Raw genomic sequence first — 25,864 nt, 5'->3', positions numbered from 1 at the left:
GCTAAACCGGTACCCGGCGCTCCGCCTCGGCAATAACGCGCCCGGGATCGAGTTCCTCCATGCACGCATGGGTGCGGAACCGGCAGGCCCGGTTCCCGTGCAGGCTGCAGGGGCTGCACGGCAGGTCGAGCGTTACGGCGGTGTCCGCCGGTCCAACCGGCGCGAACCCCAGTCGGGGATGGGTGGCGCCGAATACGCCGATCACGGGTGTGCCCACGGCCGTGGCCACGTGCATGGGGCCGGAATCGTTGCTGACCAGGAGTGCGCACCGCCGCACGGCCGCGGGCAGCATCGCGAGATCGGTCGTCCCGGTCCAGTCTACGGCGGGACGCTCCATGGCACGGGCCACCTCGCCGGTGACCGGCCGGTCCGCCTCGCTACCCAGCAGCAGTACCTTCATGTCCCGGGATTTCGCCATGTGGTCCGCAACCCGGGCGAACCGCCCCGGCGGCCAGCGCTTAGGACCATGGGAGGCGCCCGGCGCTACGCCGAGTAACCGGACATCCGGCCCGATGCCGGCACCGGCCAGCCGTTCCTCCACCATGGTCGCCGCGGCACCATCGACTTTCAGTTGCGGCAGCCTCATCTCCGCCGCGTCATGTGCGCCTTCCAGGCCAGGCGCGGCGGCCGCGTCGAGCCGGTCGAGCACTTCCAGATACCGGTCGATGGTATGGGGGACGGGCCTGGACCGTCTTCGCCTTCTGACGATCGCCATCCGGACGAACCGGCGTTTGTCGTACCGAAGCACCCGTCCAGCGATGCCCGCCATGGCGACGAGCCTGCTTCGCAGGTTCCCATGGAGGTCCAACGCCAGGTCGTAGCGTCTTTCGCGCAGGCGGGTGACGAGGCTCAGGAGACCGGTGCCTGGATCGAAGCGCTGCACGGCGACGACCCCCGGGAGCGCGCGGGCCAGTGACACGTATTCTGCACGCGCAAGGAAGTCGGTCTCAGCATCAGGAAAGAGTCGGCCCAACTCACGGGTGACCGGCGACGTTAGCACGATATCGCCCATCGAGCTGAACCGGATGACGAGGATGCGGGATGGCGTTTCGGATACGGTCATTGTTTCGCACATTGGGCCAGTTGCTCCCCGACCGCCTTCCCTACCATGTCCACGGTGATGCCGGACAGGTCGCAGAAGGGTCCGCGGTCGCAGGTCGGGCATTGTCCTTCAGGCGGCAGGAGGTTGCGGTCCAGGCCGCCCAGGGGACGCCACCGTTCGGGCGACCTGGCGGGCAGGGGACAGAAGGCGGACACCGTTGGAACGCCCAGCGCTCCGGCCAGATGCATGGGCCCCGTGCTGCTGCTCACCAGGAGGTCCAGTTCGCCGATCACCGCGATCAACTCGCCCAGTGTAAGCCGCCCTGCCAGCGAAAGAGCCGGTCCTTCCAGGGGGGACACGATCGCTTCGGCGAGATGCCCCTCCTCCGCGCTCCCGGTCACGACGATCTTCGCGCCATGGCGATCCTGCAGGGTCCTCGCAAGCCGCGCGTAACGTTCGACCGTCCAGTTCGGCGCGTTGCGCCCGTTGCCGGGATGGATGCCGATGACCGGCTGTCCCTGCGTCCGGGCCAGGACCGCACGGGCCCTCCGACGCTCCTCCTCCTTCAGTTCGATCAGCGGCCGGTTCCCGGGTTCCCGGGCATCGATGATCCGGGCCAGGTCCAGGCAGAAATCCGATTCGTGGCGGAGCGGGATATAGCGGTGGCGGCTGAGGGACCGTGTGCGGGTGAGCGTGTGGTAGACCTTCCGCCCCACGCTGATGCGCCGGGGGATGCCCGCCAGGTATATCATCCACACATGACGCATGGTCGGCATGAGTACCAGGGCGGTGTCGAAAGCCTGGGCGCGCAGTCGCCGCACCTGCCCGATGAAACCCCACGGACCACGGTGAAAAGACTCCGGGTCGTCTTCGAATATGGCGTCCAGGCAGGGATTTCGCTCGAGTACGTCGCGGGTGTAGGGACGCGCCAGCATGGCCAGGTAGGCCTTTGGCCAGCGATGCCGAAGGGCGTCCAGCACCGGCAGGGAGAGCACCACGTCTCCGATCCGGTCGGGCCGCACCACGAGGATCCGGGGTGACGATGCATGATCCATGGTGTTTCTCCGGCCGCCTGGTCCGCCCGGCCGCCTGGTCCGCCCGGCCGCCTGCCCGCGACGGAATTCCGCATTGCGTCGCCCGCCCGGCCGCTTGCCCGCACCAGGCAACGGTCAACCGGATCTGCGGGATTCGGCGAGGCGCAGTTGTCCACAGGCCGCGTCGATGTCCCGTCCGCGCTCCCGGCGAATGGTCAACTGCAGTCCACCCGCCCGCAACGCATTCGCGAAGGCCGTACGCCGGTGTTCGTCGGGCGTCTCGTAGGGCAGGCCCTGTACCGGGTTATAGGGAATGAGGTTAAGCTTGCACTTGTCCTTTTTCAACAGCTTTACGAGGTTCTCCGCGTCCTGGAACCGGTCGTTTACGCCCTTGAGCAGGACGTATTCGTAGGTAATGATGCGGTCGGTGGTCCCGGTGTAATGGCGGCAGGCCCTCATGAGCTGCTTGAGCGGATAACGCCGGTTGATCGGGACGATCGAGGTCCGCGTCCGGTCGTCGGCGGCATGGAGTGAAACGGACAGCTCGAACTGGATCTTCTCTTCGGCCAGTTGGTAGATCTTCGGTACCAGTCCGCTTGTGGACAGTGTGATTTTGCGGGCGCCGATACCAAGCCCCCAGTCGGCGTTGATGATTCGTACGGCCCTGAGCACCGGTCGGTAATTCGCCAGCGGTTCCCCCATGCCCATGACGACGATGTTGTTGATGGGACGGGCATCGCCGGCCAGCATGACCTGCTTCTTTACCTGCACGACCTGGTCGACGATTTCGGCCGACGTCATGTTTCGCACGAGACCCTCGAGCCCACTCGCGCAGAACCGGCAGCCGATGGCGCATCCCACCTGCGTGGAGATGCAGAGCGTATTGCGCCGCGACCCGCCGATCAGCACCGTTTCCACCTTCTGGCCGTCCTGGAGTTCGAACAGGTATTTCGTGGTCGGTCCGTGACGGGACTTCGACCTCCGGATGGGGGTCATGGGGTTCAGGCACGCACGGTCGGCCAGTTCGGTCCGCAACGACTTGGACAGGTTGGTCATCTCTTCGAAGGAACCCGCGGCCTTCTTGTACACCCACGAGGCGATTTGCCCCGCCCGGTACGCCGGTTCGTTCATCTCGGCGACGATCCGGGAGATCTCGGGCAGGGTAAGGCCTCTCAGTTCGGGTTTCCTGCCTTCGGGCTTCCCGACTCCGGTCTTCCCGCCTTCCGTCTTCCGATTGGCCTGGTTTTTGACTTTTCCCCGTGTCATTTGCGCAGTCATGCAGCCACTCCGGTTAGCCCCTGTGAACCGGACCAAGATACGGCGGGAGGCCCCCATTGTCTATTGAATAGTCGTCCCGGACCGCCTGGAAAAAAGAAACGCCCCGGAACCTGCCGATCCCGGGGCGTAGTTAAAGGCGTTGATGTCAGTTGCGGAAAGCTGCTGCGCCAAAGGCGATGGTACGATCCTGCAGCCGACCCGTGGTGATCAGGGCGAGAAGCCGTACCTAGAGCGAGAAGCCATACTTGACGTACCAGAATGCGCCGCTGAACCCAAACGGACTGTACTGGCTGTACTTGTTGCCGGGTCCTCCCGAGGGGCCTCCGGCGGCATGCGGATTCTCGTCCGGATAGGTGTTCAGGATGTTCTGCGCGCCAACAGTAATCCTGGACCGATCGTCGTTGAAGCGTACGGTGCTCTCCAGATCCACCAGGATCCTGCCGTCATAGGTCTCGCCATCGCGGAAATCGTACCAGGTACCGTAGTAGCTGGCCCGACCCAGGGCGTTCCAGTTATCGGCCAGGGACTGGGTCAGCGTCAGATTGCCGCGCTGCCTTGGGAGTCCCTCCTCCAGCGCCTTGATCTGCGTGGCATCCAGGATTTCCGGATTGTGATCGGTGACTTCGGAACTTGTGTAGTTGTAGGCCAGGCTCATCGTACCCGTCCCCACCGGCGCCGAAACCACGACATCGATGCCCCGGTTGGCGGAGTCGAAATCATTGGTGAAGAACTGAAACCCCTGCAATCCCGCCGCGCTGGTGATGCCTTCGGCGATCAACTGGGCTCTCTCCTCGTCAGTGAGCTCGAAATTCTGTGAGACCGTCAGCCGGTCGCGCACCCGGATATCGAAATAATCGATGGTGGCGCTCACGGTGCCCAGATCGAAGACGAGGCCCGCGGAGATATTCACGGATTTCTCCGCGTCGAGCGGTTTGCCGCCCTTCAACTCGGCCGCGCGGCTGTTGGAAGGCACCGTACCGTTGTTCACCAGGTCGTTCAGTTCCAGGTCGAACTCCGTCGTGATGTTGAAGGCGTTCTGCTGGCCGGGCGTCGGCGCCCTGAAACCCGTGCTGGCGCTGCCGCGCAGTTTCACTTCTTCGGTAAGGCTGAAGTTCGTGGCCACCTTGTAGTTGGTGGTCGTACCGAAATCTTCGAAATCCTCGGCACGCACGGCCAGGTCGAGCAGCCACCGGTCCGTGGGCGTGAGTCCGCCTTCCAGGTAGATCGCGTTGTTGGAACGGTCCCATTCACCCGCGGCGACCTTGCTGAATCCCGCGAAACCATTGGTAGCCGGCGTGAATCCCTGGCTGGCGAGGGGCTGGCCGATCAGGTAGGACTCGATCTGGCCTTCCACGAGCCCGAAGGTCTCGGTCCGTCTTTCGAGGCCGGCGGCCAGGACCAGGTTGTTGCCGACCGGGTAGGTCATGTCGAAGTTCAGGTTGACTTCGGACTGGACATAGGAGCCCGGATCGAAGTAGGTCGGGGTGTCGGGACCCATGGAGGCGTTGACCGTATTGTAAATGAAGTAGTCGGCCTCGTTCCGTCCGTACGCCGCGCTCAGTTCCCAGCGCAGCAAGGTCGCTGCCCGTCCCCTGATGCCCAGCACCACGGACTCGTCCGACGCGAAAGCGCCGAACCGGGGGGTGAATCCTCCGGGAAACATCTTCAGGAACGAGAAGCAGTTGGGATCGTCGCGAACGCGCAGCCAGGCTTCCTGGTCCGGCCGGTCGTTGATGATGGGCACCGGCGCGCATTCACTGCCCTGGCCCACGCCGTCCAGGTCGCCGACCAGCAGCGTAGCCCGGTCCACGCCGTCGATGGTCACCACGGGGCCCTGGTACACGCCGCCGCGGGTGTGCGGATTGCGGAAGTAAAACCCGCCGTCGACTTCCTTGCTGGCGTAGTTGGCGTGGCCGAAGAACTCGAGGTCATCCCCTATCGCCGCGCCGAAGTTCGCGAAGATCTTCAGGTCGTCCCGTACAAAGGGCTGGCCCCAGAAGGTCTCGGGATTGGCGATTTCGAGATTGCCGGCCGCGATCAGGGCCCGGCCGGAAGCCGTCTGCACCGAACGGACCGATTCGCTGGAGTTGCCGTATTCCGCGCTGAGGCTGAGCCACGCATCTTCGTGGCCCACGCCTACATTACCCGCGATCAGGAAAAGCTCCCCGTCGCCGAGAAACCTGCCGGAACCGTCCTGGAAGCTGCCGACCTTGGTCTCCAGGTTGAATCCGTCGTAGTTGTCCTTGAGCTGGAAGTTCAGCACCCCCGCGATGGCATCGGAACCGTACTGTGCCGAAGCGCCGTCCCGCAGGACTTCCACCCTTTCGAGCGCAATGGATGGAATCGCGGCCAGGTCGGGGCCCTGCGCGCCTTCGGCCACGGCGTTCGCATACCAGTTGATCACGGCGCCGCGGTGCCGACGCTTGCCGTTGACGAGGACCAGCACCTGGTCGGGCGCCAGGCTGCGCAGATTGGCGGGCCGGACGATCGTGCCCGCGTCGCTGATCGGCTGGGTATTGACGTTGTAGGAGGGAACGACGTTCCGCATCAGGTCGGCCAGGTCCGAACCGCCCTGCTGGATGAATTCCTCGACTTGAATCACGTCGATGGGTACGGTGGACTCGGTGATGGTCCGGGGCTGTGTCCGCGCTCCGACCACCGTCATGCTTTCCAGTTCCTCTTCCAGCACGATGGGCAATTCGGGTAATTGCTGCTCGGTCGAAGTGGACTGTTCTTCACCGGGTGCCGTCTCTTCGGAGGCCTCCTGCGCCAGGGTCCGCTGCGCGGTGAACACGAGAAATGTCACCATGAAACAAAACACCGCGACGGAGCGCAGGACGTGCGTCGCTGGTTTGTTACTGGTTATACATTGCATCTACATTCTCCCTTTGTTGAGGTTGCCGGGTGCAAGGATGTCTGTTCTGCTATAGGCATGCGTGCACTTTAACCGGCGAAGGACGGATACGGACATCGATGTAGGGGCAAGATCGGCAGGTCTGATTAAAAAATATAACTATTTGATTATCAAAATGCATGATTTTTCTGTGAGTATTCTATGAGAATTATATGTTTAAACGCACCGGCACCGTAACGCACCGCCACCGGCACCGCCACCGCCACCGGCACCGGGAAGGGATGGACCGGTTCAAGTTGCTTTTGCAGGACAGAGTCGTTAGATTGGACATTGCAGGATGTCGAACAGTAATCAGAGTAACCGCGGCGAAAAGGCTGAAATGCCTGGTTTGGGAGGAAACGGAAATGGCTAAGGACAGAAGCTTTGCGGCCAAGATGGCCAAGGGAAGCGATAAGAACCAGGAAGACGAAGTCCAGACCGTACTGCTGGTCAAACCCGTCAAGTCCGAAGAGGGCCACTACAAGTTCAAACGCACGCTGACCAGGCTGACCCCCGAGAACAAGAAAGCCCTCGGCGTCTGAGTCTGAACCTGGTCCGTACACCGCGGAATCCCCACCTCCACCGCACGTAGCGTATCATCTTTAAAACAACGCATTGACGAGCGTGTCCCGTTCTGCCGTCATCTGCAGTGTGCTGAGCAGATTGTTCACCCCGTGGATGGCGAGGGGGACGTACAGCGAACCGGTACGCTCGCGAGCGATGCCGAGCAGGATGCCGATCAGGGCGATCAGCGTCAGGAAGTAATGGTCGTACTGGGCGACGTGCAGCAGCGTCCAGAGCAGCGTGGTGACGACGATCGTTCCCCCGGCGCCTATCTTCGTCCGCCGAAGCCCCTCGTAAAGGAACCCCCTGAACAGCACCTCTTCGAAGACCGGCGCGGCGATCACGAGCGCGAACCAGAGCAGCGCCGTGTACCGGGTCGTCTCGATGATCGTCTCCATGACCGGCGGTACCGGCGACCGTCCGAGTTCCACGGTGACCAGGTCGGCAAGCTGAAGCAGCACGAAGGCGAATACCACCCAACCGAGCATGGTCGTGCCCCGGACCGGCCGGAGTGCCAGCCAGGTTCGTGGGTCCATGCCCCGCGCGCGGCCGCCGCGGTCCAGGATGAGCATCAGGAAGAACGTACAGGGTATGGCGGAGAGGATTACGCCCAGGGCGATCAAGTCGCCCATGCGTTCCGTTGGATCCAGTTCCAGCCCGGCTATCAGGACGAACGTCACGGCGACCTGCAATACCAGGTAGGCGCCCAGTACCAGCGCGGTGGAAAGGAGGGTGAATCCGAGTCGAGGCGGCGGATGGATCTCCTCAGGCCCGACGGCGTCCAGAGGGGGTTCTTTCATGCGGGGATTCCGGCGCAGGTTTAAAGTATGGCCCGGAAAACGTAGAAGAAGACGATCGCCAGCAGGGCACCGACGGGAACGGTGATGATCCAGGACGCCGCGATCCGGCCCAGGATACTCAGGTCCAGGGCCTTGACGCCCTGTGCGAGTCCCACGCCCATGACCCCGCCGACCAGAGTCTGGGTCGTCGAGATGGGCAGTCCGAGGCGGCTGGCCAGGACGATGGTGATGGCCGCGGCGAATTCGGCCGAGTATCCCCGGGTGGGCGTCAGTTCCGTGATCTTGGTACCGATGGTCGCCATGACGCGGTAGCCCATGGTCGCCAGGCCGATGACGATACCGATACCGCCGACAAGGAGGAGCCAGCTGGGCACCGGCGACTCGGGGTTGACCACGCCGGACTGGCTGATGTTCACCACGGCCGCCAGCGGTCCGATGGCGTTCGCCACGTCGTTGGACCCGTGGGCGAAGGCCACGGCGCAAGCGCTCATGATCTGGAGCACGCCGAACATCTTCTCGACCACGGCCATCTGGCCACTGCCGGACGACGCGTCCACGGTTTCGGTGCTCGACCGGTTACCGATCATCCCGAGCAGGAAGTGGCCGGCGATCACCGCGAAGATTCCCAAAATGCCGGACCAGAGGAGTGACTCGGCGAGCGTGAGATCCAGGTCGATGTTCTGCAGTCCCTTGAACAGGGTGACGAGCGAGATGACGATGACGACGCTGAAGATATAGAGCGGCGCCCATTTCCGAGTCCGCCGCACCGGATCCGGATGGCGGAGGATCGTCCATTTGATCGCGCTGAAGATCAGGTAGGCCAGGACGCCGCACAGCAGCGGCGAGACGACCCAGGATGCGACGATCTGGGTCAGTTGTTCCCACTGTACGACGTTGAAACCGAAGGCGACGATGCCGAAGCCCGCGATGGCGCCCACGATCGAATGGGTGGTCGACACCGGCCATCCCAGCCTGGATGCGACTACGAGCCACGTACCCGCGGCCATGAGCGCCGCGAGCATGCCGTACACGATGAGCTCCGGCGCGGCCGCCGAAATCTGGGGGTCCAGTATGCCTCCCCGAACGGTTTTGGTGACCTGGCCTCCCACCAGGAAGGCCCCGAGGAATTCGAGCACACCGGCAATCAGGATGGCCTGCTTGATCGTGAGCGCCTTGGAACCCACCGAGGTTCCCATGGCGTTGGCCACGTCGTTCGCGCCGATGGAGAAGGCCATGTACAGCCCGAGCGCTACGGCCAGATACAGGGTAAGGTCGCCCCCCATAGATGCAGTTTCTCTCCCGGTGTCCGTTGCGTGGTGGGATGGCGGTCCGGACCGGTGGTGGACCGGGTCCGTACAGGCGGGTTCAATATACCGACAGGGCGCTTCAGCGCCACGTTTTTTTTCGCTGCGCCACGGATGATCTTCCGTACCGCGGCATCGGAAATACGGATCCTCCCGAGTACCGGTAAAATCAGTACTTCAACCCGGTGTAGAGCCGCTCGTCCACCCGGGCGACCAGGACCCGCGCATCCCGACGACGCACCCACCGCGCAACGGCGTCGCGGGCTTCGTCCGGGGTATCTACGGCCTCCGCGGCGATTCCGAAACCTTCGGCGACCTTCACCCAGTCCACTGGTGCGAAGTCGACCCCGGACACGGGGAGTTTCCTGGCCTGCTGGGCGATCTTGATGACCGCCAGCGACGCGTCGTACAGGACGACGATCAACGGCGCGATACCGGTTCTCCTGATCGTCTCGAGTTCCTGGACCATCATGGCGAAGGCGCCGTCTCCCGTAATCGCCGCCACCGGTCGGTCGGGCGCGGCCATGGCCGCTCCCATGGCCGCGCCTACCCCGTAACCCATGGAAGAAAGGCCGTTGGACATGAGGAAAACGCCCGGTTCCGGCGTCCGCCAGCGCTGTCCCATTACATTTTTGTGCGCACCCACGTCCGAGGAGACGACGGCGTCTTCCGGGAGCGCGTCCCGCAGGGCGCTTACCAGGTGGTAGGGCGACATGCCGTCCGGTCCCCCCTCTGACGACGGATGATAGACCGCGTCGACCCGGACCCTAAGATATCGTATATCGTCGGCCGTCCAGAGGCATCGCCCGCGGTATCCTTCCGCGATGCGGCCAAGGAGGGCGGACACGTCGCCCACACAGGCCGCCGGCGGCGTATAGGTGCCGAATCCCACGGGGGCGTTGGCGACGATCTGCAGCGGCGCGTCGAAATGCCAGAGCCGGGAGACCTCCACCGGATCGAAGCCGATTCCCAGCACGCAGTCGCTTCGCTGCAGCCATTCGATGATCCGGTCTTCACCGGCGGCCGGCGCGATCGCGCCCAGGAATCCGTCTCCGAGTTCATCGGCGGTCCCCTTCGCCTGCACGGTCGTCGCATAGGGCAGGCCGGTATCGCGCAGGAAACGCCGGACGGCCGGCGCGTCCCTGGCCGCGTCCATGGCGATGCCGACTACGGCGACGGGTCTTTCGGCGGCGTTCAATGCGGACAGGATGCGGGGTAGATCCGATTCGTCCGCGGGGGGAGGGAGCGGTGAATGCAACGTCCCGTGGCCGATGGCCGGTTTTCCCGCCACGTCCGACGGTAGCGAGAGGTATACCGGGCCTCGTGGCGGCCCCGCCGCGACGGAGAGGGCGGTTTTCACGGTGTCCTCGACGTCCGCGCCTTCGAGGTCGACGGACCACCGGGTGATAGGGGTGAAGAGGTCGATCAGCGGCAGGTTCTGCTTGTTGCTCCGGTGGTGCCTTTCCGTCGACGTCCGCGCCGAAATGGCCAGGACGGAGTCGCGGTCCAGGTAGGCGGTCCCCACGCCGAGCACCAGGTTGCACGCACCGGGTCCCAGAGTCGCCACGCAGACCCCCGGGGTACCGGTCAGGCGTCCCGTGGCCGCCGCCATGAAGGCCGCCGTGGACTCGTGTCCGGTCAGGACGAACCGGATTCCCGTTCGTTCCAGTGCGTCGATCAGTTCAAGCACTTCACCACCGGGATGCCCGAAAGCGAATCGGACGCCGGTTTCGTGAAGGGTCCGCGCGATGACTTCCGCGCAGGTGTGTGTTCGGGTTGAACCGGTCACCATCTACTCGAAGGTTACCAGATCGGTGCGCCTCAGGCGGATCCGGTCGAAGCTCTCCGCGGATATGACGTAGTACCACTGGGCGAAACGGGTGTTCAGTTCCGCGGAAGTCCGGCGTCCCGTATCGACGCGCTGCCGCCAGGTCTCGTGTCTTTCGTGGAGATCGGCATTGGTCCGGTCGGCATCGGTCCAGAGGGAATCCGCCCGGGCCTGGAAACCCAGGTCGGCGGGCCTGGGGGGTTCCGGGAAGCGGCCGGCGTCGAATCCGGTCGTGATGAACAGGTACCGGTTCTCGCCCGGTCCCGCGGGGGTTCCGGCTCCAAAGCCGCCAGGACCGACCGAACCGCCCAGGCTTCCGGCGCCCGTGCCGCCCAGGTCGTCGGGGCTGCCCGAGCCGCCGGACCCACCCGCGCCGCCCAGGCCGGCCGTGACCTCATCTCCGGCGCCGTATACGATCTCCCCGAACCGCAGTGTGTAGAGGACGCCGTCCTCCGTGCGGACCTGGGTCTCGCCTTCGTTGGAGACCAGCTGGCCGTCCCCCGTGAAGTAGTAGCCCTTCTGCTGCAGCGAGGCCAGATCGCTGCGGGTGATGCTGATGCCTTCGTCGTTGTCGTCCAGGCTCCGGGATAGACCGGCGGGCTTGGGCCGGACGCCCACGATGGTCAACTCGTCCAGTGCCTTGAGCAGGTCTTCCATCTTCACCGCGTCGACCTTCTGCCCGGTCCGCATGCGGTTGACCGTCCAGTCGGGGTCCCCTTTCGAAAGCACGATCGTGTCGCGCTGGTCCAGCATGCGGGTTCCTTCGTCTATGGAGTAGTCTTTAAGAATCACCTGTTCGATCCGTGCCTGGTCCACTTCCAGCAGGTCTTTTTCGATCCAGTCGCCGAATCGGGAGGATACGTCCACGTCGAACCGCGCCGCGTAGGTCCGCTTCTGGCCGGGCACCCGGAGGTACCGGTACTGGCCTTCCCGGCCCGGGACGTTCCTGCCGACGATGAGGTCGGCGAGCAGGTTGTCGTTTCCATCCTTGATCGTAACCCGCTTGCCGCGTCCGGACAGGGAGGCGATCGACTCGTCCAGCGGGTCCACCACCCCCAGGGCTTCGTGGTCCGCGGCGATCTCGGCGACCACGTCGTCCTTGCGGACCTCGATGAGCCCGGCGGCCGTGCGGGCCAGGCGGTCCTTGTCGTCGGCGGGGTAGTTGTGATGGGAGGGAATGCGCCAGCGCGTGCCTTTGAACACCACGCTGAAGGCGTCGATGCCTCCGGTCGCTTCGTCGAAGTCGATGACTTCGAGGGAGACCGCGTCGTTCGGATCGACGAAGTCAGGAAAGAAAGCCTCGCCGCGGTCAGAGAACGCTTCCGGCGTCGGGTCGGCCGGAGCCGCGAGGAAAGCGGCGGCGGTTACCACGGCCGCCGCGGCGACGAAGGCCAGGGTCTTGCGTGTTTCGTCCATGGTCAACTCCTCAGCCGCCGCGCGGCGGCGGCCGCTTCGTTCTCGCGACGCCTGCGCCGGAGGAAGATGAATACGCCCAGCAGAAAGACCGGCACGGGCGGAAGCAGGGCGGCCAGGTTCTTGATGGTGTTCTGGATCAGACGGATCTGGCTTTCCATCATCTCCTTGCTTTCCTGAATTCGGGCTTCCTTATCAGCCTCGATATTGGTCTGCAGCGTCTCGAACCGCCGGTTCTCCACTTCCTCCAGGTTGCGTACCATGATCCGCCGGGTCTGTTCGTCCAGGTCGGTCCGCTGGCGGACCTCGTCCACGCGGGCCGTGAGCCGGCGGCGGGCCTGGTCCAACGCCGCCTGCGCCTCCTCCTCGGCGGCGTCCTCGTCCCTGACCCGCTGCTCCGTGTAGGCCATGGTCTGCCTTTCGACGGTCTCGAGCGTGCGGTATCGCACCCGCTTGCTGCGCAGGGCGATGAAGGACTCGTCACCGACCAGAACGTCCATGAGGTTGAGGAAGAAGGTGACGTTGTCGAAGCTCAGCCCGGCGGCGCCCATGCGGCGGATATCGAAGAACTGCTGCGAAGCGAAATCCACGTCGGCCACGACGGCCAGGTTGACCGGCGTATGTACTCCGGTTCCGGTCGCGTCGTCCCCGGCCACGCCTTCCCCGGCCGTGCCTTCTCCGGCCGCGCGCTCATCACCGCGCTCACCTGCCGTGCCGTCCGCGTTGCCCGTGACGTGGGCCGCCACCGTGTAGGCGTTCTGGGTTGCGCGCCGCGGGATATTGGTGAGCACCAGTTGCGAACCGCCGAAGAAGTTGCGCTGAACGAGCTGGGAATAGGCGGTCAGCCCCGACATGATACCGCTTTGCACCAGGGGCGTAAACGTAAAGTCCGCCGAACCGGTATGCTGCAGCCGGCCCGGGAAGATGAAGACGAGTTCCTGCAGCGAAGCGGTGCTGACGGCTTCCTGGTTGAAGGTGTCCGGATTCTCATTGCCCGGGGACGCGAAGACCACTTCCGGCGGGAGGTGGGCCATGCCGGGATGGGGGTTATACTGGTCCCATACGATCAGGCCGGGGGTCCATTCCACGCCGAACCCGCGCAGCAGGCCCTGGATATCGCCCTTCGGCACGGGAGCGGGCTGCTGGTTGCCGGCGAAGGGATTGGCGCTTGCGCCCTTCTGCTCGGAAGGGGAAAGGGCCAGGTTGAAGGAGGGCAGCGGGTCCGTCAGGAGCAACGTGGGGTTCCCCGATGCGATGTATTCCGTCAGCCGGTCCATTTCAGGCTGGGTCAGGGTGTTGGGCAGGGCGGCCAGAAGCACGTCCAGGTCGTCGGGATAGTCCTCCTGGGGCTGGACCTGCACCACGTCGTACTGCTTGCGCAGCTCTTCGGTCATGGCCCAGGGCTGTCGGCTTTGCATGGTGTTGAAATCGAATCCCCCGAAGAGCCGCACTTCCGTGGCGAGGATGCCGAGTTTCGCACGGTCCGCCCGGGCGGCCACGCGCAGGCTGCGCACCAGTTCGTACTCGACGGGGAGTCCGGTGTCCAGGAACCCGATCACCTGTTCCTCCGGGCCGCAGGTGACGGCGATCCCGGCGAAGACGTTCGTGAACCCCGACCGGGCGCTGCGCAGGTCCGGCAGCTCGCGGGGGGTGATTCCGAACCGGTCACGGGCCTCCCGGGCCTCGGGAGAGTACATCTCCGTGGCCTGGATCCGTACCTGGACCCGGCTGCCGCCCACGGCGTCCAGCTCCTTGAGCACGTCGATCAGGCTCGATCGGGTCTGTATGTAGGACTCCGGCACCTCCGGACTTACGAAGGCCTGGATGAACACGGGACGCTCCGGATCCAGCTCAGACAGCATCTGCACGGTCTCGTCGGAAAGCGAATGGAGTCCTTCGGCGGTTACGTCCAGGCGGACACCCGCCCGGCCCAGGATGACGTTCAGTCCGATTACCACCGCCACGAGGGCCGCCGCCCTCGCGCCGTGGTGGATCCCCATCCGGTATCCGCCGGCCTGCACGGGCCAGTGGCGCCGACCGATCAGCACCACGTTGAGATACAGCATCAGACCGGCGACGGAGACGAAGTGGACCAGTCCGGAGAAACTGACGACGCCGCGCGCGAAGTCGTCGAAGGCGGTAAATAACCCCAGGGGCGACAGCAGGCTCCGCAGTCCGTCGCTGATTCCGCCGGCGATGGGTCCGATGAGTACGAAGGCGGCGCAGAACAGCGCGCCGAGGATGAAGGCGATGGTGACGTGCGAGGTCAGCAGGGACGCCAGCATGCCGACGGAGATGAGGGCGGCGCCGGCGAGCCAGTATCCGAGGTAATTTCCGGCCATGAGCCCGAGGTCGGGACTGCCGAGAAACATCAGGACCAGCACGTGGGTCAGGGACAGCACGAGCGAGGCCGTATAGACGCCCACCACCGAGAGGTATTTGCCCAGGACGATTTCCAGGTCCGTCGCCGGGAGCGTAAGCAGCAGTTCATCCGTTCCCTGCCGGGTTTCCTCGGCCCAGACGCCCATGGTCAGCGCCGGGATGAAGAAGAGCAGCAGGTAGGGGAACACGGCGTTCAGCTGGTCGAGGTTCGCCAGGTTGTTCAGGAAGAACGGGACCTGCCAGAACGCGGCGGCCGCGCTGAGGAAGATGAACAGCGTTACGAAGACGTATCCCGTGGGATTGCTGAAGGCCAGGCGCAGGTCCCTGCGGACGATGGCCGCCACCAGCTGGACGTTGAGCCGGCTTGCCGGGCCGAGGTTCATTCGTCCTCCTCCCCGGTCGCGTCAGTCTCGTTTTGCGCGCCGGTCTCGTCATTGGCGTCCGCCTGGCCTCTGGCGTCCGCCTCCCCGTCGTGTCCGGTAAGGGCGTGGAAAGACGCTTCGAGCGATCCGCCACGACGCAGATCGTCAGGCGGGCCATCGAAGACTATCCTGCCCTCGTTGATCAGGAGAACGCGGTCGGCGATGAGGTCCACTTCCTGCAGGATGTGGGTGGAAAGCAGGATGGTCCTGGTCTGCCCGAGCAACCGGATATCCTGGCGGAAGTCCCGGATCTGGTTTGGATCGAGCCCGGCGGTCGGTTCGTCCATGATGAGCACATCGGGGTCGTGGAGCAAGGCCTGCGCCAGACCGACCCGCTGCTTGTTGCCCCGGGAAAGCTTGTCGATGGGCTTTTCGAGCGCTTCGTGGAGGCTGCACCGGTCGATGACGTAATCCAGGCGCTCGGACAGCCGGAGTCGATCGAGACCACGGGCTTCGCCGAAGAACCGCAGGAGTTCCAGCGGTGTCATGTTCTGGTACAGCGGACCGTTCTCCGGGAGGTATCCAAGACGCCTCGACATGGAGAGGCGGTCCCGTCTCACGTCGAGTCCGGCGATGGCCGCGGTGCCCGCGCTGGCGCCCAGGTAGCCGCTGAGGATCTTCATCGTCGTGGACTTGCCCGCGCCGTTCGGTCCGAGGAAGGCCACGATCTGGCCCTCGGGTATGGTAAAGGAGATGTCTTGCACGGCGACGAAGGAACCGTAGTACTTGCATAGGCCCTTCGCTTCAATCATGGTTTTCCCGGACACCCCTGTTCTCGCTCCTTTTCTTGCGCTTAAAAGCAGATGTCCGCGCATTTTTCGCGTTGCTTTTTTCGCGGCGTCGGATAATAACAAGGGGCCCTGTCCGTGTCAAGTCCGTATTGTGCGAAGGCGCGAAATCACTTGACAAATCGGCTGAATTGGCGCAATATTACGTGACTGAAACAAGCTAAAAATCCCGAAAGTTGCACCATATTGGATGGGTCCGTTTTCCGCGTGACGAGTCCGGCATGAAACTGCTTACGCTCTCCTTCGTCCTGGTATTCGCCTTTCTTTTCACCAGTCCGCCGCATCACTGTCATGGACTGGAATCGGACGCCGCGAATGCCGACCACTGCCAGGGGTGTCTTTTAGGTGCCGCATCCTCCGCGGTGCTAGAAGATTCGCCTGATTCGCCCCCGGACCACGCGATGGTCGGCTTCGTGGCCGGCGCGCCTGAAACCGGGTACCCCCAGACACGAAACGCGCAGCACCTCAACCGCGCACCGCCCCTTCCCTGACCTGACACTCCGCAGGCTCCGGCCGATCGCCAAATCCACTCGGCACGGTCCGCGACCATAACAAACTTTACCGATTCATTTCGTCCAGGCCGTTCACCGGCTCGGCATAGGATTTGAAGACGGTCCCGACGCTGGCCGCGCTGATCCCGGTCGAGGTAGCACTGATCATGGTCGAGGTAGCACCGATCATGGTCGCACCGGTCCTGACGCCGGCCCGGATCGAGACCGTTGGCAAGTGCATAATCGCAATAGCCGTTTGATTCAGACAGCAGCATCCATTCAACCCACGCTACGCAACACATTGAGGAGAAGCTCGATATGTTCAGGCATCACTGGAACGTACTATCCATACTGACCGCCGCGGTATTCGTCTCCGCAGCGTTGACCTTCGGCTGCGCCGATGATGACGACGCCAGTCCGACCGGTCCCGCCGATCCGGAAGAACATGAGGAAGACGACCATGACGACGACCACGACCACGGACCGGGCGAAGAAGAACTCATCACGACGCTCGCGCTCACCATTACGCCCAGTGGCGGAGGATCGCCGATCATCGTGCGGTTCCGTGACCTCGACGGCGAAGGCGGCAACGCGCCGGTCGTGGACGTGCTGGCCGTAACCGCCGGAACGGATTACAACGGTATGGTCCAGGTATTGAACGAGACCGAAACTCCGCCGGAGAACATCACCGAGGAGGTGGAGGAGGAAGCAGAGGCCCACCAGTTCTTCTTTAAAACCCTCGGGGGATTCTCAGCGGCCACCGTGGAATATGCGGACAAGGAATCCGACTACGTGTCGAATTCGGGAGCGGATCATCCCGTTGGACTCGCGTTCACCCTTTCTGTGCCGGACAATGCGCAGAACGGCCAGTTCCAAATCATTCTGAGTCACTACGATGAATCACCCAAGGACGGCGTAAACCGGAGCGACGAGACCGACATCGACGTGACCTTCGAAGTCCTCGTGCGTTAATACGTCTGGTAGCATTTAACACGTTAAGTAGTCTTAATGCAGTGTGAGTTGCTTGCAGAGTGATCTGTTCGCGGAATCGCGCGCCTGAGGGTTTCCCATGAATGTAATGAAAACCCTGAGCGTCATCCTGGCGATAGCCGTGTCCTGCCTGGTCCTTCCGGTCGAAGCGCATGCCGCCACGGTGAGCGGCAAGGTGCTGAACGAGACTGGAGAGCCACTGCCGGCGGTGACCGTAATCCTGCCCGATCTCGAGATCGGAGCGTTCTCCGACCAGGAAGGCCGGTTTCGCTTGGAGAACGTGCCGGAGGGCAGGCACACGATCGAGTTCCGGTTCGTCGGTTACCGAACGATCCGAAGCGAGGTGGTCGTCTCCGAAACCGAGCCGAAGGTGCTTGAAGTCAGCATGCAGCCTGAGGCGCTGCTCGGCGGGGAGGTCACCGTCACCGGCGACCGGGACCTGGCGGGCGAACTCACCGGGTCCAGCCAGTCCGTCCTCGTCCTCCCCCTCTCCGACCTGGAAGAGCGGCGGGGACAGACGGTGGGCGAGACACTGGAATCCCTGCCAGGCGTAACCTCCCTGACTACGGGGCCGGCCGTATCGAAACCTGTGCTGCGAGGCGTCCACAGTGCCCGCGTGCTGGTGCTCAACGCCGGCATCACCCAGGAAGGACAGCAGTGGGGCGGAGACCACGCCCCGGAGATCGATCCCTTTTCCCCGGCCCGCATCGAGGTGCTCAAGGGCGCCGCCGGCGTGCAATACGGCGCCGGCGCCATCGGCGGCGTCATCCGCATCGAACCGCCGGAACTGCCCACGAGGCCGGGCATGGGCGGCCGGATCAACACGAATCTTTTCTCCAACAACCGGCAAGGCGCGGGTTCATTGCTCCTTCAGGGCGCCCTGCGGCAGCTGGGGGGACTCAAGTGGCGGGTCCAGGGCAGCCTGCGCCGGGCGGGCGACGCCCACGCGCCGGTCCACGTCATACGGAATTCCGGGTTCGACGAGCGGGACTATTCGATGGCGCTGGGCTATACATCGGACCGCGTGGACACCGAAGCCTACTTCAGCCATTTCGGTACCTGGATCGGGATCTTCAAAGGGGCCCACATCGGCAACACCACGGACCTGCGAAGGTCCATCGAGCGCGGCGAGCCGACCATCGTGGGCACCTTCACCTACGAAATCGATAATCCGCGCCAGCGGGTGGACCACGATCTCCTTTCCGTTCGATCCCTTGTACGTTTTGAAGGGAAGGGCAATCTCGAACTCCGGTACGGACAACAATACAACCGGCGGGAGGAATGGGACTCCCACGCCAGGAGCGGCGGGGTGGCCAGACCCGGCTTCTCCCAGGGGCTGCAGACCCACAGCGGCGACGCGATCTTCCAGCACCGCAACTTCGGAAACTGGTACGGAAAAGTCGGCGTCAGCGGCATGCGCCAGGAGAACAAGCGCTTCAGTACCGGTTTCCTGATTCCCGACTTTCTGGCCTACAGTGCCGGCGTGTTCGCCCTGGAGTCCTGGACGAAGGGAAAAACGACGGTGGAGACCGGACTGCGTTACGACTACCGGTGGATGGAGATCTACTCGAACACGGGTCGCCGCGCCACCGAGATCGTGGATGGCGGCGTTTTCACCTACAGCAACATGACCGGTGTGCTCGGCCTGATCTACGAGTTGACACCGGATGTGGCCATCGCCGCCAACGTCGGCCGGGCCTGGCGGCCTCCAGGGGTGAACGAACTGTACAGCCACGGCGTCCACCACGGCACGGCGCAGTTCGAGATCGGGGACAAGGAACTGGGCACGGAATCGAGCCTGAACACGGACCTGACCTTGCGGTACCAGGGGGACCGGGGCCGTGGCGAGCTGGGGCTTTTCCGTTCCCAATACAGCAACTACATCTCGCTGTTGCCGGCGGACGATCTCGTCTTAACCATAAGGGGCGCATTTCCCAAATTCACCTACGTCCAGTCCGACGCGGTGATCCAGGGATTCGACGGGTACCTGGAGTACGAACTGACACCGCACATCGACACCCATCTGTCCGCCTCGTTCGTTCGTGGGCGGAACACGGCGGAACGCCAGCCCCTGTACCAGATGCCGGCCACCCGGTTCATCGCCGGCTTGAGTTTCCACCTGCCCACCGGCGGGCGGCTCCTCGACGCCGGCATTGGTTTCGAAGGCCGTTTCGTCTTGAGGCAGGACAACTTTCCCGAAGGCATCGACTATGCGGACCCGCCGGCCGGCTACGAGCTCTTCGACCTGGACCTGCACGCTGAAATAGCCGTGGCCGACCAGCCCGTGCGCGTGCAATTCGGCGTTCGCAACCTGTTCAACCAGCGGTACCGGGACTACCTGAGCCGTTTCAGGTACTACATCGACAATCCGGGCCGCAACGTCACTTTCGGCATGTCCATACCCTTCGGACAGGCCATGTCAGAATAGAAACCGATTGACAAGCCAGCGCTCACCGTTTTAATTCGCGCGACTGCTATTTCGTTGAAACAGTTCCATTTCTTTGATAGATCAAGCCACCTGGTGACGGGTCTCCCATGAAACTCCTCACGCTATCCTTCGCCGTCGCGTTTGCCGTGTATTTCGCGCATCCCCCGCACGACTGCGATGAGCCGGAGACCGAAGCCGGGCATGTGGAACACTGCCAGTTCTGCCTTGGCGCCGCCGCGTTCACCGCGGTGCTTGAGCATGCATCTCCTACCCTCCCGGACTACGATATCGTCGGCTTTGCGGCCGGTGTATCGCAGCCCGGACACCCTCGAATTCAGGTTAAGCAGCACAGAAACCGCGCACCGCCCCTTCCCTGACCTGCCAGCCCGGATGCTCCGGACGAACGCCTGAATCCATCAGGCGTGGACCGTGAACTGTGCCGGACATCCCTGGCTTGTAAATCCAGACCTCCAGGTCTTCCAGATCGTTCAGACCAGTCGGTCCGTTCAGACCGTTCGGGCCGTTCGGGCCGTTCACCCGCATCGGTCAGCACCGATATCCGTAACGGAACCTGCAGTCTCGGTGCGGGTAATTCGGACCGGCGCAGATCCGCCGATCGCGGAACCCGCTCACGCGCTTCGCCGTGCGGGCAGCTCCGGGATCAGCCGGGTCGATGCACGCGCACGATGGCCGTAGGGGTCTTTTATCAAAGTCGAGAGATTGGGACATCGAGATGCCGAGTTCCAGGCATTGAAGGTTCAGTTTACGATCGAAGAAGCAGCTCACGTACTTGACGCAACTCAGCAAAGGAAGAGAAGCCGAAAATGTTGAAATTCCGATGGAACTTACTGTCCGTCATGACCGCCGCGATGTTGGCTGCCGCGCTGACGTTTTCCTGCGCAGACGACAATGACTCCAATCCAATGGGTCCGGACGAGCCGGACGCACATGACGACGACCACGACGATCACGACGACGATCACGGCCACGGACCGGGTGAAGTAGAGCTCATCACGACGCTCAAGATCACGCTTACGCCCCAGGGCGGCGGATCTCCGCTTACCGTGCAGTTCCAGGACCTCGACGGTGAAGGCGGCAACGCACCGGTCGTGGACAGAATCGTCGTGGACGCGGGTACAGTTTACGACGGCATGATACAGGAGTTGAACGAGCTGGAAAGCCCGCCGGAGGATATCACCGAAGAGATCAGGGAGGAAGCCGAAGTCCACCAGCTGTTCTTTGAAACCCTCGGGGGATTTGCACCGGCCACCATCGCCTACGCGGACAAGGAATCCGACTACGTGACGAACACGGGTGCTGATCATCCCGTCGGACTCAAGTTTACGCTTACGGTCCCGTCTAACGCGCGGAACGGTCAGTTCCGGGTCTCTCAGAGTCATTACGATGCCAGTCCCAAGGACGGCGTGACGCCGAGTGACGAGACGGATATCGAAGTGACCTTTGAAGTGGAAGTGCGGTCATAGGACGGATACGGCCGTGTCCAAATCGCAGCCCGGACACGGCCGCGGTCCGTTCCCCGTCAATGCGAGCCTGGAGTATTTCCTGATGAAAGCAACGAATATACTGTGTGTCATCCTGGCGATCGCCGTGTCCTGCCACGTGCTTCCGGCAGCGGCACGGACCGCCACGGTGAGCGGCAAGGTGCTCAGCGAGCGCGGCGAACCGTTGCCGGCGGTGACCGTAGTTTTGCCCGCGCTCGAAATCGGTACATTTACGGACGAAGAAGGCGTATTCCGTCTCCAAAACGTACCACAGGGCCGCCACACGATCGAATTCCGGATTATCGGCTACCGGACGGTCCAAAGCGAGATACACGTTACCGAAAACAGGTCTCCCGTGCTCGAAGTCAGCATGGAGCCGGAGATCCTGATGGGTGATGAGGTCACCGTCACGGGCGACCGGGACCTGGCGGGTGAACTCTCCGGCTCCAGCCAGTCCGTCCTCGTCCTGCCCCCGTCCGCCCTGGAGGAACGCCGGGGCCAGACCCTGGGCGAGACACTGGAGTCTCTGCCGGGCGTATCCACGCTGACCACGGGCCCGGCCATTTCAAAACCCGTGGTGCGCGGAGTGCACAGCGCCCGGGTGCTGGTACTCAACGCCGGTGTTACCCAGGAGGGGCAGCAGTGGGGCGGGGACCACGCACCGGAGATTGATCCCTTTGCTCCTGCCCGCATCGAGGTACTCAAGGGTGCCGCCGGCGTGCAGTACGGCGCTGGTGCCATCGGGGGCGTAATCCGTATCGAACCGCCGGAGCTGCCCGTAGATCCTGGGGTGGGCGGCCGGTTCAACACCAATCTCTTTTCCAACAACAAGCAGGGGGCGGCTTCCCTCCTCCTGCAGGGAGCGCTCCACCGCCTGCCAGGACTCAAGTGGCGGGTGCAGGGGAGTCTTCGCCGGGCGGGCGACGCCCGGGCGCCGAAGCACGTCATACGGAATTCCGGATTCGACGAACGAAACTACTCCGTGGCACTCGGTTATACGACGGACCGCGTGGACACGGAGGCTTATTTCAGTCATTTCGGAACCTGGCTGGGGATTTACAAGGGCGCGCACATCGGCAACACCACGGACCTGAAACGGGCCATCGAGCGGGGCGACCCATTGTTCACGGGCGAATTCACCTACGAAATCGGCAATCCGCGACAGCGGGTGGACCACGATCTTCTGTCCGTTCGGTCGCTGGTACGATTCGAGGGGGTGGGCAATCTCGAACTGCGGTACGGACAGCAGTACAACCGGCGCGAGGAGTGGGACGCCACCCGGAGCGGCGCCGCGCCGACCAGGCCCGGGTTCGACTTGGGATTGCAGACCCACAGCGGCGAAGTGATCTTCCACCACCGGAACTTCGGTAACTGGTACGGAAAGATCGGCGTCAGCGGCATGCGCCAGCGAAACGAGCGGTTCAGCACGGGGTTCCTCATTCCCGACTTCCAGGCCTACAGTTCCGGCGTGTTCGCCCTGGAATCCTGGACGAAAGGCAAGACCACGGTAGAAACAGGCCTGCGGTACGACTACCGCTGGGCGGAGGTCTACTCGAACGAAGGCCGGCGCGCCACCGAGATTGTCGAGGGAGGGATCTTCACCTACCGCAACGTGACCGGAGTTGTCGGCCTGATCCGCGAGTTGACCCCGGCCCTGGCCGTCGCCGCCAACGTCGGGAGGGCCTGGCGTCCACCCGGGGTGAACGAGTTGTACAGCTATGGCGTTCATCATGGCACGGCACAGTTCGAGATCGGAGACAGGGAACTGGACACGGAATCGAGTCTGAACACGGATCTCACACTGCGGTACCGGGGGGACCGGGGCCGCGGCGAACTGGGGTTCTTCAGATCGAGTTACCGCAACTTCATCTCGCTGCTGCCGGGGGGCGAACTTGTGTTGACAATTCGGGGCGCGTTCCCCAAATTTACCTATGTCCAGTCTGACGCGGTGATCCAGGGATTGGACGGGTACCTGGAGTACGACGTGACTCGATACATGGGCACGTATCTTTCCGCTTCGCTCGTTCGTGGACGAGACACATCGGAGAACCAACCCCTGTACCAGATGCCACCCACCCGGTTGATCGCCGGCCTGGAATTCCGCCTGCCTACCGCGGGGCGTATGCTGGATGCCGGAATAGGTTTCGAAGGCCGCTTCGTCCTGCGGCAGGAGGATTTTCCCGAAGGCATCGACTTTGCGGACCCGCCAGCCGGCTACAACCTCTTCGACGTGATGCTGCACGCGGAGCTGGCCGTGGCCGACCAACCGGTCCGCATGCAGTTCGGCGTGCACAATCTGTTCAACAAGCGTTACCGTGACTACCTGAGCCGGTTCCGCTATTTTACCGACGATCCAGGTCGGAACATTACAGTCAGCCTGTCCGTGCCGTTCGGGCAACCCATGGAGGAATAGCAAGATGTACCGTATTTGTACATCCCCGCACACATTGGCCCACTTCTGCTTCGCGGTCTTGCTGACCGCCCTTCTGGCTATGCAGACCATGCTGACCGCCGGCCCCGCGTCGGCGCAGGAGCGGGAGATCGTCCCGCTGCGCATCCTGGAAGCGTTGCACATGGACGGCGTCCTGGACGAAGGCGTATGGCAGAACGCCCTGGCCGCCAGCGGCTTCACCCAGCAACGCCCAGACGAGGGCCAGCCGGCGTCCGAGCGGACCGAGGTGCGGGTCCTCTACGACGAGCAGACGATGTACATCGGCGTCTGGGCCTACGACTCGGACCCCTCTCAGATCATCGCCACCCAGATGGCGCGGGACGGCGACCTGGCGGATGACGACTACTTCCAGATCATCCTGGACACGTTCATGGACCGGCAGAACGGCATTCTATTCGCCACCAATCCCGACGGTGCCCGCTATGACGCCCAGGTGCGCAACGAGGGCCGGTCCGAGGGCCGCTTCAACACCAACGTCCTGACGGATTGGAACGGCGTGTGGGACGTGTATACCTCCCGGAACGAAGAGGGGTGGTACGCCGAGATGGCCATTCCCTGGAGCACGCTGCGCTTCGAGACCGGGGACGACGTAGATTTCGGGATCAACCTGGAGCGCCAGATCCGCCGCCGCAACGAGCAGTCTTTCTGGGCGCCCGTCATCCGCCCCTTCAACATCGCCCAGGTGTCGGTGGCCGGCACACTGTCGGGCATGAACCTCACGCGGCACGACCACCGTTACCTGCAGATTACGCCGTACTCCCTGGGCGGGGCCACGTGGACCTACGATCCCGGTCCATCGACGCGGGACGAGGACTTCGACGGCGGGGTGGACGTGAAGTACGGCCTGACCAACAACCTGTCCCTCGACCTGACCTACAACACGGACTTCTCCCAGGTGGAGGTGGACGACGCGCAGGTCAACCTTACACAGTTCAACCTGTTCTTCCCCGAAAAACGCGCCTTCTTCCTGGAGAACGGCGGACTGTTCCGCTTCGGCGTGGCCCGGGAGACGGAACTGTTCTACAGCCGCAACGTCGGCCTGGCGCGCGATAATACCGGCGCGCTGCGACAGGTGCCGATCACCGGCGGCGGCCGCCTGACGGGCAAGGCCGGACGCACGAACCTGGGCCTGCTGCTCATGCGCACGGGCGACGAGCGGTTCGGCGAGACCAAGCTCGAGGACAACATCTACGCCGTGGCGCGGATCAGCCAGGACGTGGGCGAGAAATCCAACGTGGGATTCATCGTCACCAACCAGCGGGTCGGCGGCGGCGACTACAACCGGGCGGCCGGCGGCGACTTCAACCTGGCCATCGGTCCCAAGCTTGCCGTCAGCGGGTTCCTGGCCGGAACCACCTACCAGGCAGGCGAGGAAAGCGAATCGGGCTTCGCGGGACGGCTGTGGTCGCGCTGGAACGGTCCGCTCTGGCAATTCGAAGGCCTGTACATGGGCGTGTCCGAGTTCTTCAATCCCGGCATGGGCTTCTTCAGCCGCCGGAGCCTGGCCCGGAATTTTGGCGGATTCCACGAGGTCTCGGCCCGTGCGTTCTTCACGCCCGAACCCACGAACAGCATCGTCCGACGGTACTTTCCCCATATCGTACTCTCGGCGACCTTCGGCGACGACGGCACGCAGCTGACCCGGCGGGAGCACTACCACTGGGAGCTGTTCTTCACTGGCGGCGAACAGGCGGGCATCACTTTGGACCGCGCTTTCCGCCGGATCAGCGAAAACACGCGCCCGATTCTGGGCGTCAAGCTCCCCGTGGGGAACTACACGGACGCGTCTACGCGCATGCACTACACGACGAACCTGAGCAAGCCCGTATTCGGCGATTTCCAGCTCATCCTCGGCCAGTACATCAACGGGAACCGGCGTTCGCTGAATCTCGAAGGCGGACTGCGCGCCGGTTCGAAATTCACCATCGGACCCCGGTACGAGCTCAACGACGTGACGCTCACTGACGCCGTTAGCGCGGAGCGGGATATCACGGCCCATCTGTTCGGCGTCCGGACCAGCTATTCGTTCTCGCCCGACGTATCCCTCAACGCGCTGGTCCAATGGGATACGAACCAGGACCGGTTCGTGTCGAATTTCCGGTTCAACTACATCATCAGCCCGGGCAGCAACGTCTACGTGGTGTACAACGAGCGGCGCGACAACGGGGACGCTACAGAAGCCCTGCTCGGCGACCCGCTGGATCGTACGCTGATCGTCAAGCTGGCCTACCTGTTCGACCTTTGATCAATCCT

17 protein-coding genes are annotated in these 25,864 nt (G+C 63.5%); 7 read left to right on the top strand and 10 right to left on the bottom strand.

Features of this window, described 5'->3' with window-relative positions; all coding sequences use genetic code 11:
- Nucleotide 1: 1 nt before the first annotated feature.
- The 10 genes from waaF to F4Y38_01280 form a co-directional block, all read right to left on the bottom strand.
- Nucleotides 2-1,165: a lipopolysaccharide heptosyltransferase II gene (gene waaF, locus F4Y38_01325; GenBank protein MXY47918.1), complete on the bottom strand. Its 1,164-nt coding sequence runs from the start codon at nucleotides 1,163-1,165 to the stop codon at nucleotides 2-4.
- Nucleotides 1,060-2,097, bottom strand: coding sequence for a glycosyltransferase family 9 protein (locus tag F4Y38_01320; protein MXY47917.1), 1,038 nt, complete (start codon nucleotides 2,095-2,097; stop codon nucleotides 1,060-1,062). The genes waaF and F4Y38_01320 overlap by 106 nt, the downstream gene beginning before the upstream one ends.
- Nucleotides 2,098-2,211: 114 nt before the next feature.
- Nucleotides 2,212-3,342: a 23S rRNA (adenine(2503)-C(2))-methyltransferase RlmN gene (rlmN, locus tag F4Y38_01315; GenBank protein ID MXY47916.1), complete on the bottom strand. Its 1,131-nt coding sequence runs from the start codon at nucleotides 3,340-3,342 to the stop codon at nucleotides 2,212-2,214.
- 238 nt (nucleotides 3,343-3,580) lie between these two features.
- Nucleotides 3,581-6,229 (bottom strand): TonB-dependent receptor, encoded by a 2,649-nt coding sequence (locus tag F4Y38_01310; protein MXY47915.1) that lies wholly within the window; start codon nucleotides 6,227-6,229, stop codon nucleotides 3,581-3,583.
- Nucleotides 6,230-6,849: 620 nt separating this feature from the next.
- Entirely contained in the window at nucleotides 6,850-7,611 is a 762-nt protein-coding gene (locus tag F4Y38_01305; GenBank protein ID MXY47914.1) for a CPBP family intramembrane metalloprotease, read from the bottom strand.
- Nucleotides 7,612-7,631: 20 nt separating this feature from the next.
- Entirely contained in the window at nucleotides 7,632-8,894 is a 1,263-nt protein-coding gene (locus F4Y38_01300) for an inorganic phosphate transporter (protein MXY47913.1), read from the bottom strand.
- A 190-nt stretch (nucleotides 8,895-9,084) separates the two neighbouring features.
- Nucleotides 9,085-10,707 carry a thiamine pyrophosphate-binding protein gene (locus tag F4Y38_01295; GenBank protein MXY47912.1) on the bottom strand — a complete coding sequence of 541 codons (1,623 nt, stop codon included), beginning with the start codon at nucleotides 10,705-10,707 and terminating at the stop codon, nucleotides 9,085-9,087.
- Nucleotides 10,708-12,159, bottom strand: coding sequence for a DUF4340 domain-containing protein (locus tag F4Y38_01290; GenBank protein MXY47911.1), 1,452 nt, complete (start codon nucleotides 12,157-12,159; stop codon nucleotides 10,708-10,710). It abuts the gene before it with no gap.
- A gap of 2 nt (nucleotides 12,160-12,161) precedes the next feature.
- A complete protein-coding gene (locus F4Y38_01285) occupies nucleotides 12,162-14,921 on the bottom strand; it encodes an ABC transporter (protein ID MXY47910.1) in 2,760 nt (919 codons plus the stop codon).
- The gene (locus F4Y38_01280) at nucleotides 14,918-15,727 is read right to left on the bottom strand and encodes an ABC transporter ATP-binding protein (protein MXY47909.1); all 810 of its coding nucleotides are present in this window, start codon (nucleotides 15,725-15,727) and stop codon (nucleotides 14,918-14,920) included. The genes F4Y38_01285 and F4Y38_01280 overlap by 4 nt, the downstream gene beginning before the upstream one ends.
- A gap of 242 nt (nucleotides 15,728-15,969) precedes the next feature.
- Here F4Y38_01280 and F4Y38_01275 point away from each other — a divergent pair, with 242 nt between their 5' ends.
- The 7 genes from F4Y38_01275 (at nucleotide 15,970) to F4Y38_01245 (ending at nucleotide 25,856) form a co-directional block, all read left to right on the top strand.
- Nucleotides 15,970-16,239, top strand: a complete 270-nt coding sequence (locus F4Y38_01275; GenBank protein MXY47908.1) for a hypothetical protein — start codon at nucleotides 15,970-15,972, stop codon at nucleotides 16,237-16,239.
- Between the two features lie 318 nt (nucleotides 16,240-16,557).
- Nucleotides 16,558-17,211, top strand: a complete 654-nt coding sequence (locus F4Y38_01270) for a type 1 periplasmic binding fold superfamily protein (GenBank protein ID MXY47907.1) — start codon at nucleotides 16,558-16,560, stop codon at nucleotides 17,209-17,211.
- A gap of 97 nt (nucleotides 17,212-17,308) precedes the next feature.
- Nucleotides 17,309-19,657, top strand: coding sequence for a TonB-dependent receptor (locus F4Y38_01265; GenBank protein ID MXY47906.1), 2,349 nt, complete (start codon nucleotides 17,309-17,311; stop codon nucleotides 19,655-19,657).
- A gap of 107 nt (nucleotides 19,658-19,764) precedes the next feature.
- Nucleotides 19,765-20,034, top strand: a complete 270-nt coding sequence (locus tag F4Y38_01260; protein ID MXY47905.1) for a hypothetical protein — start codon at nucleotides 19,765-19,767, stop codon at nucleotides 20,032-20,034.
- 480 nt (nucleotides 20,035-20,514) lie between these two features.
- A complete protein-coding gene (locus F4Y38_01255; GenBank protein ID MXY47904.1) occupies nucleotides 20,515-21,141 on the top strand; it encodes a type 1 periplasmic binding fold superfamily protein in 627 nt (208 codons plus the stop codon).
- 13 nt (nucleotides 21,142-21,154) lie between these two features.
- The gene (locus tag F4Y38_01250) at nucleotides 21,155-23,572 is read left to right on the top strand and encodes a TonB-dependent receptor (protein MXY47903.1); all 2,418 of its coding nucleotides are present in this window, start codon (nucleotides 21,155-21,157) and stop codon (nucleotides 23,570-23,572) included.
- Between the two features lie 4 nt (nucleotides 23,573-23,576).
- On the top strand, nucleotides 23,577-25,856 hold the full coding sequence (locus tag F4Y38_01245; protein MXY47902.1) for a carbohydrate binding family 9 domain-containing protein: 2,280 nt from the start codon (nucleotides 23,577-23,579) through the stop codon (nucleotides 25,854-25,856).
- Nucleotides 25,857-25,864: the final 8 nt, after the last annotated feature.

The organism is Gemmatimonadota bacterium, from assembly GCA_009838645.1.
GTDB lineage: Bacteria > JAAXHH01 > JAAXHH01 > JAAXHH01 > JAAXHH01 > JAAXHH01.
This window is presented reverse-complemented; position numbering and strand designations above follow the sequence as displayed.

Excerpts from the sequence above, each read along its gene's own strand:
- F4Y38_01310 (MXY47915.1), bottom strand. The coding sequence starts at position 6,229 with ATGCAATGTATAACCAGTAACAAACCAGCGACGCACGTCCTGCGCTCC.
- F4Y38_01290 (MXY47911.1), bottom strand. The coding sequence starts at position 12,159 with ATGGACGAAACACGCAAGACCCTGGCCTTCGTCGCCGCGGCGGCCGTG.
- waaF (MXY47918.1), bottom strand. The coding sequence starts at position 1,165 with ATGCCCGACCTGCGACCGCGGACCCTTCTGCGACCTGTCCGGCATCAC.
- F4Y38_01305 (MXY47914.1), bottom strand. The coding sequence starts at position 7,611 with ATGAAAGAACCCCCTCTGGACGCCGTCGGGCCTGAGGAGATCCATCCG.
- F4Y38_01275 (MXY47908.1), top strand. The coding sequence starts at position 15,970 with ATGAAACTGCTTACGCTCTCCTTCGTCCTGGTATTCGCCTTTCTTTTC.
- F4Y38_01245 (MXY47902.1), top strand. The coding sequence starts at position 23,577 with ATGTACCGTATTTGTACATCCCCGCACACATTGGCCCACTTCTGCTTC.
- F4Y38_01255 (MXY47904.1), top strand. The coding sequence starts at position 20,515 with ATGACCGCCGCGATGTTGGCTGCCGCGCTGACGTTTTCCTGCGCAGAC.
- F4Y38_01265 (MXY47906.1), top strand. The coding sequence starts at position 17,309 with ATGAATGTAATGAAAACCCTGAGCGTCATCCTGGCGATAGCCGTGTCC.
- F4Y38_01300 (MXY47913.1), bottom strand. The coding sequence starts at position 8,894 with ATGGGGGGCGACCTTACCCTGTATCTGGCCGTAGCGCTCGGGCTGTAC.
- F4Y38_01320 (MXY47917.1), bottom strand. The coding sequence starts at position 2,097 with ATGGATCATGCATCGTCACCCCGGATCCTCGTGGTGCGGCCCGACCGG.
- F4Y38_01285 (MXY47910.1), bottom strand. The coding sequence starts at position 14,921 with ATGAACCTCGGCCCGGCAAGCCGGCTCAACGTCCAGCTGGTGGCGGCC.
- rlmN (MXY47916.1), bottom strand. The coding sequence starts at position 3,342 with ATGACACGGGGAAAAGTCAAAAACCAGGCCAATCGGAAGACGGAAGGC.
- F4Y38_01295 (MXY47912.1), bottom strand. The coding sequence starts at position 10,707 with ATGGTGACCGGTTCAACCCGAACACACACCTGCGCGGAAGTCATCGCG.
- F4Y38_01270 (MXY47907.1), top strand. The coding sequence starts at position 16,558 with ATGTTCAGGCATCACTGGAACGTACTATCCATACTGACCGCCGCGGTA.
- F4Y38_01260 (MXY47905.1), top strand. The coding sequence starts at position 19,765 with ATGAAACTCCTCACGCTATCCTTCGCCGTCGCGTTTGCCGTGTATTTC.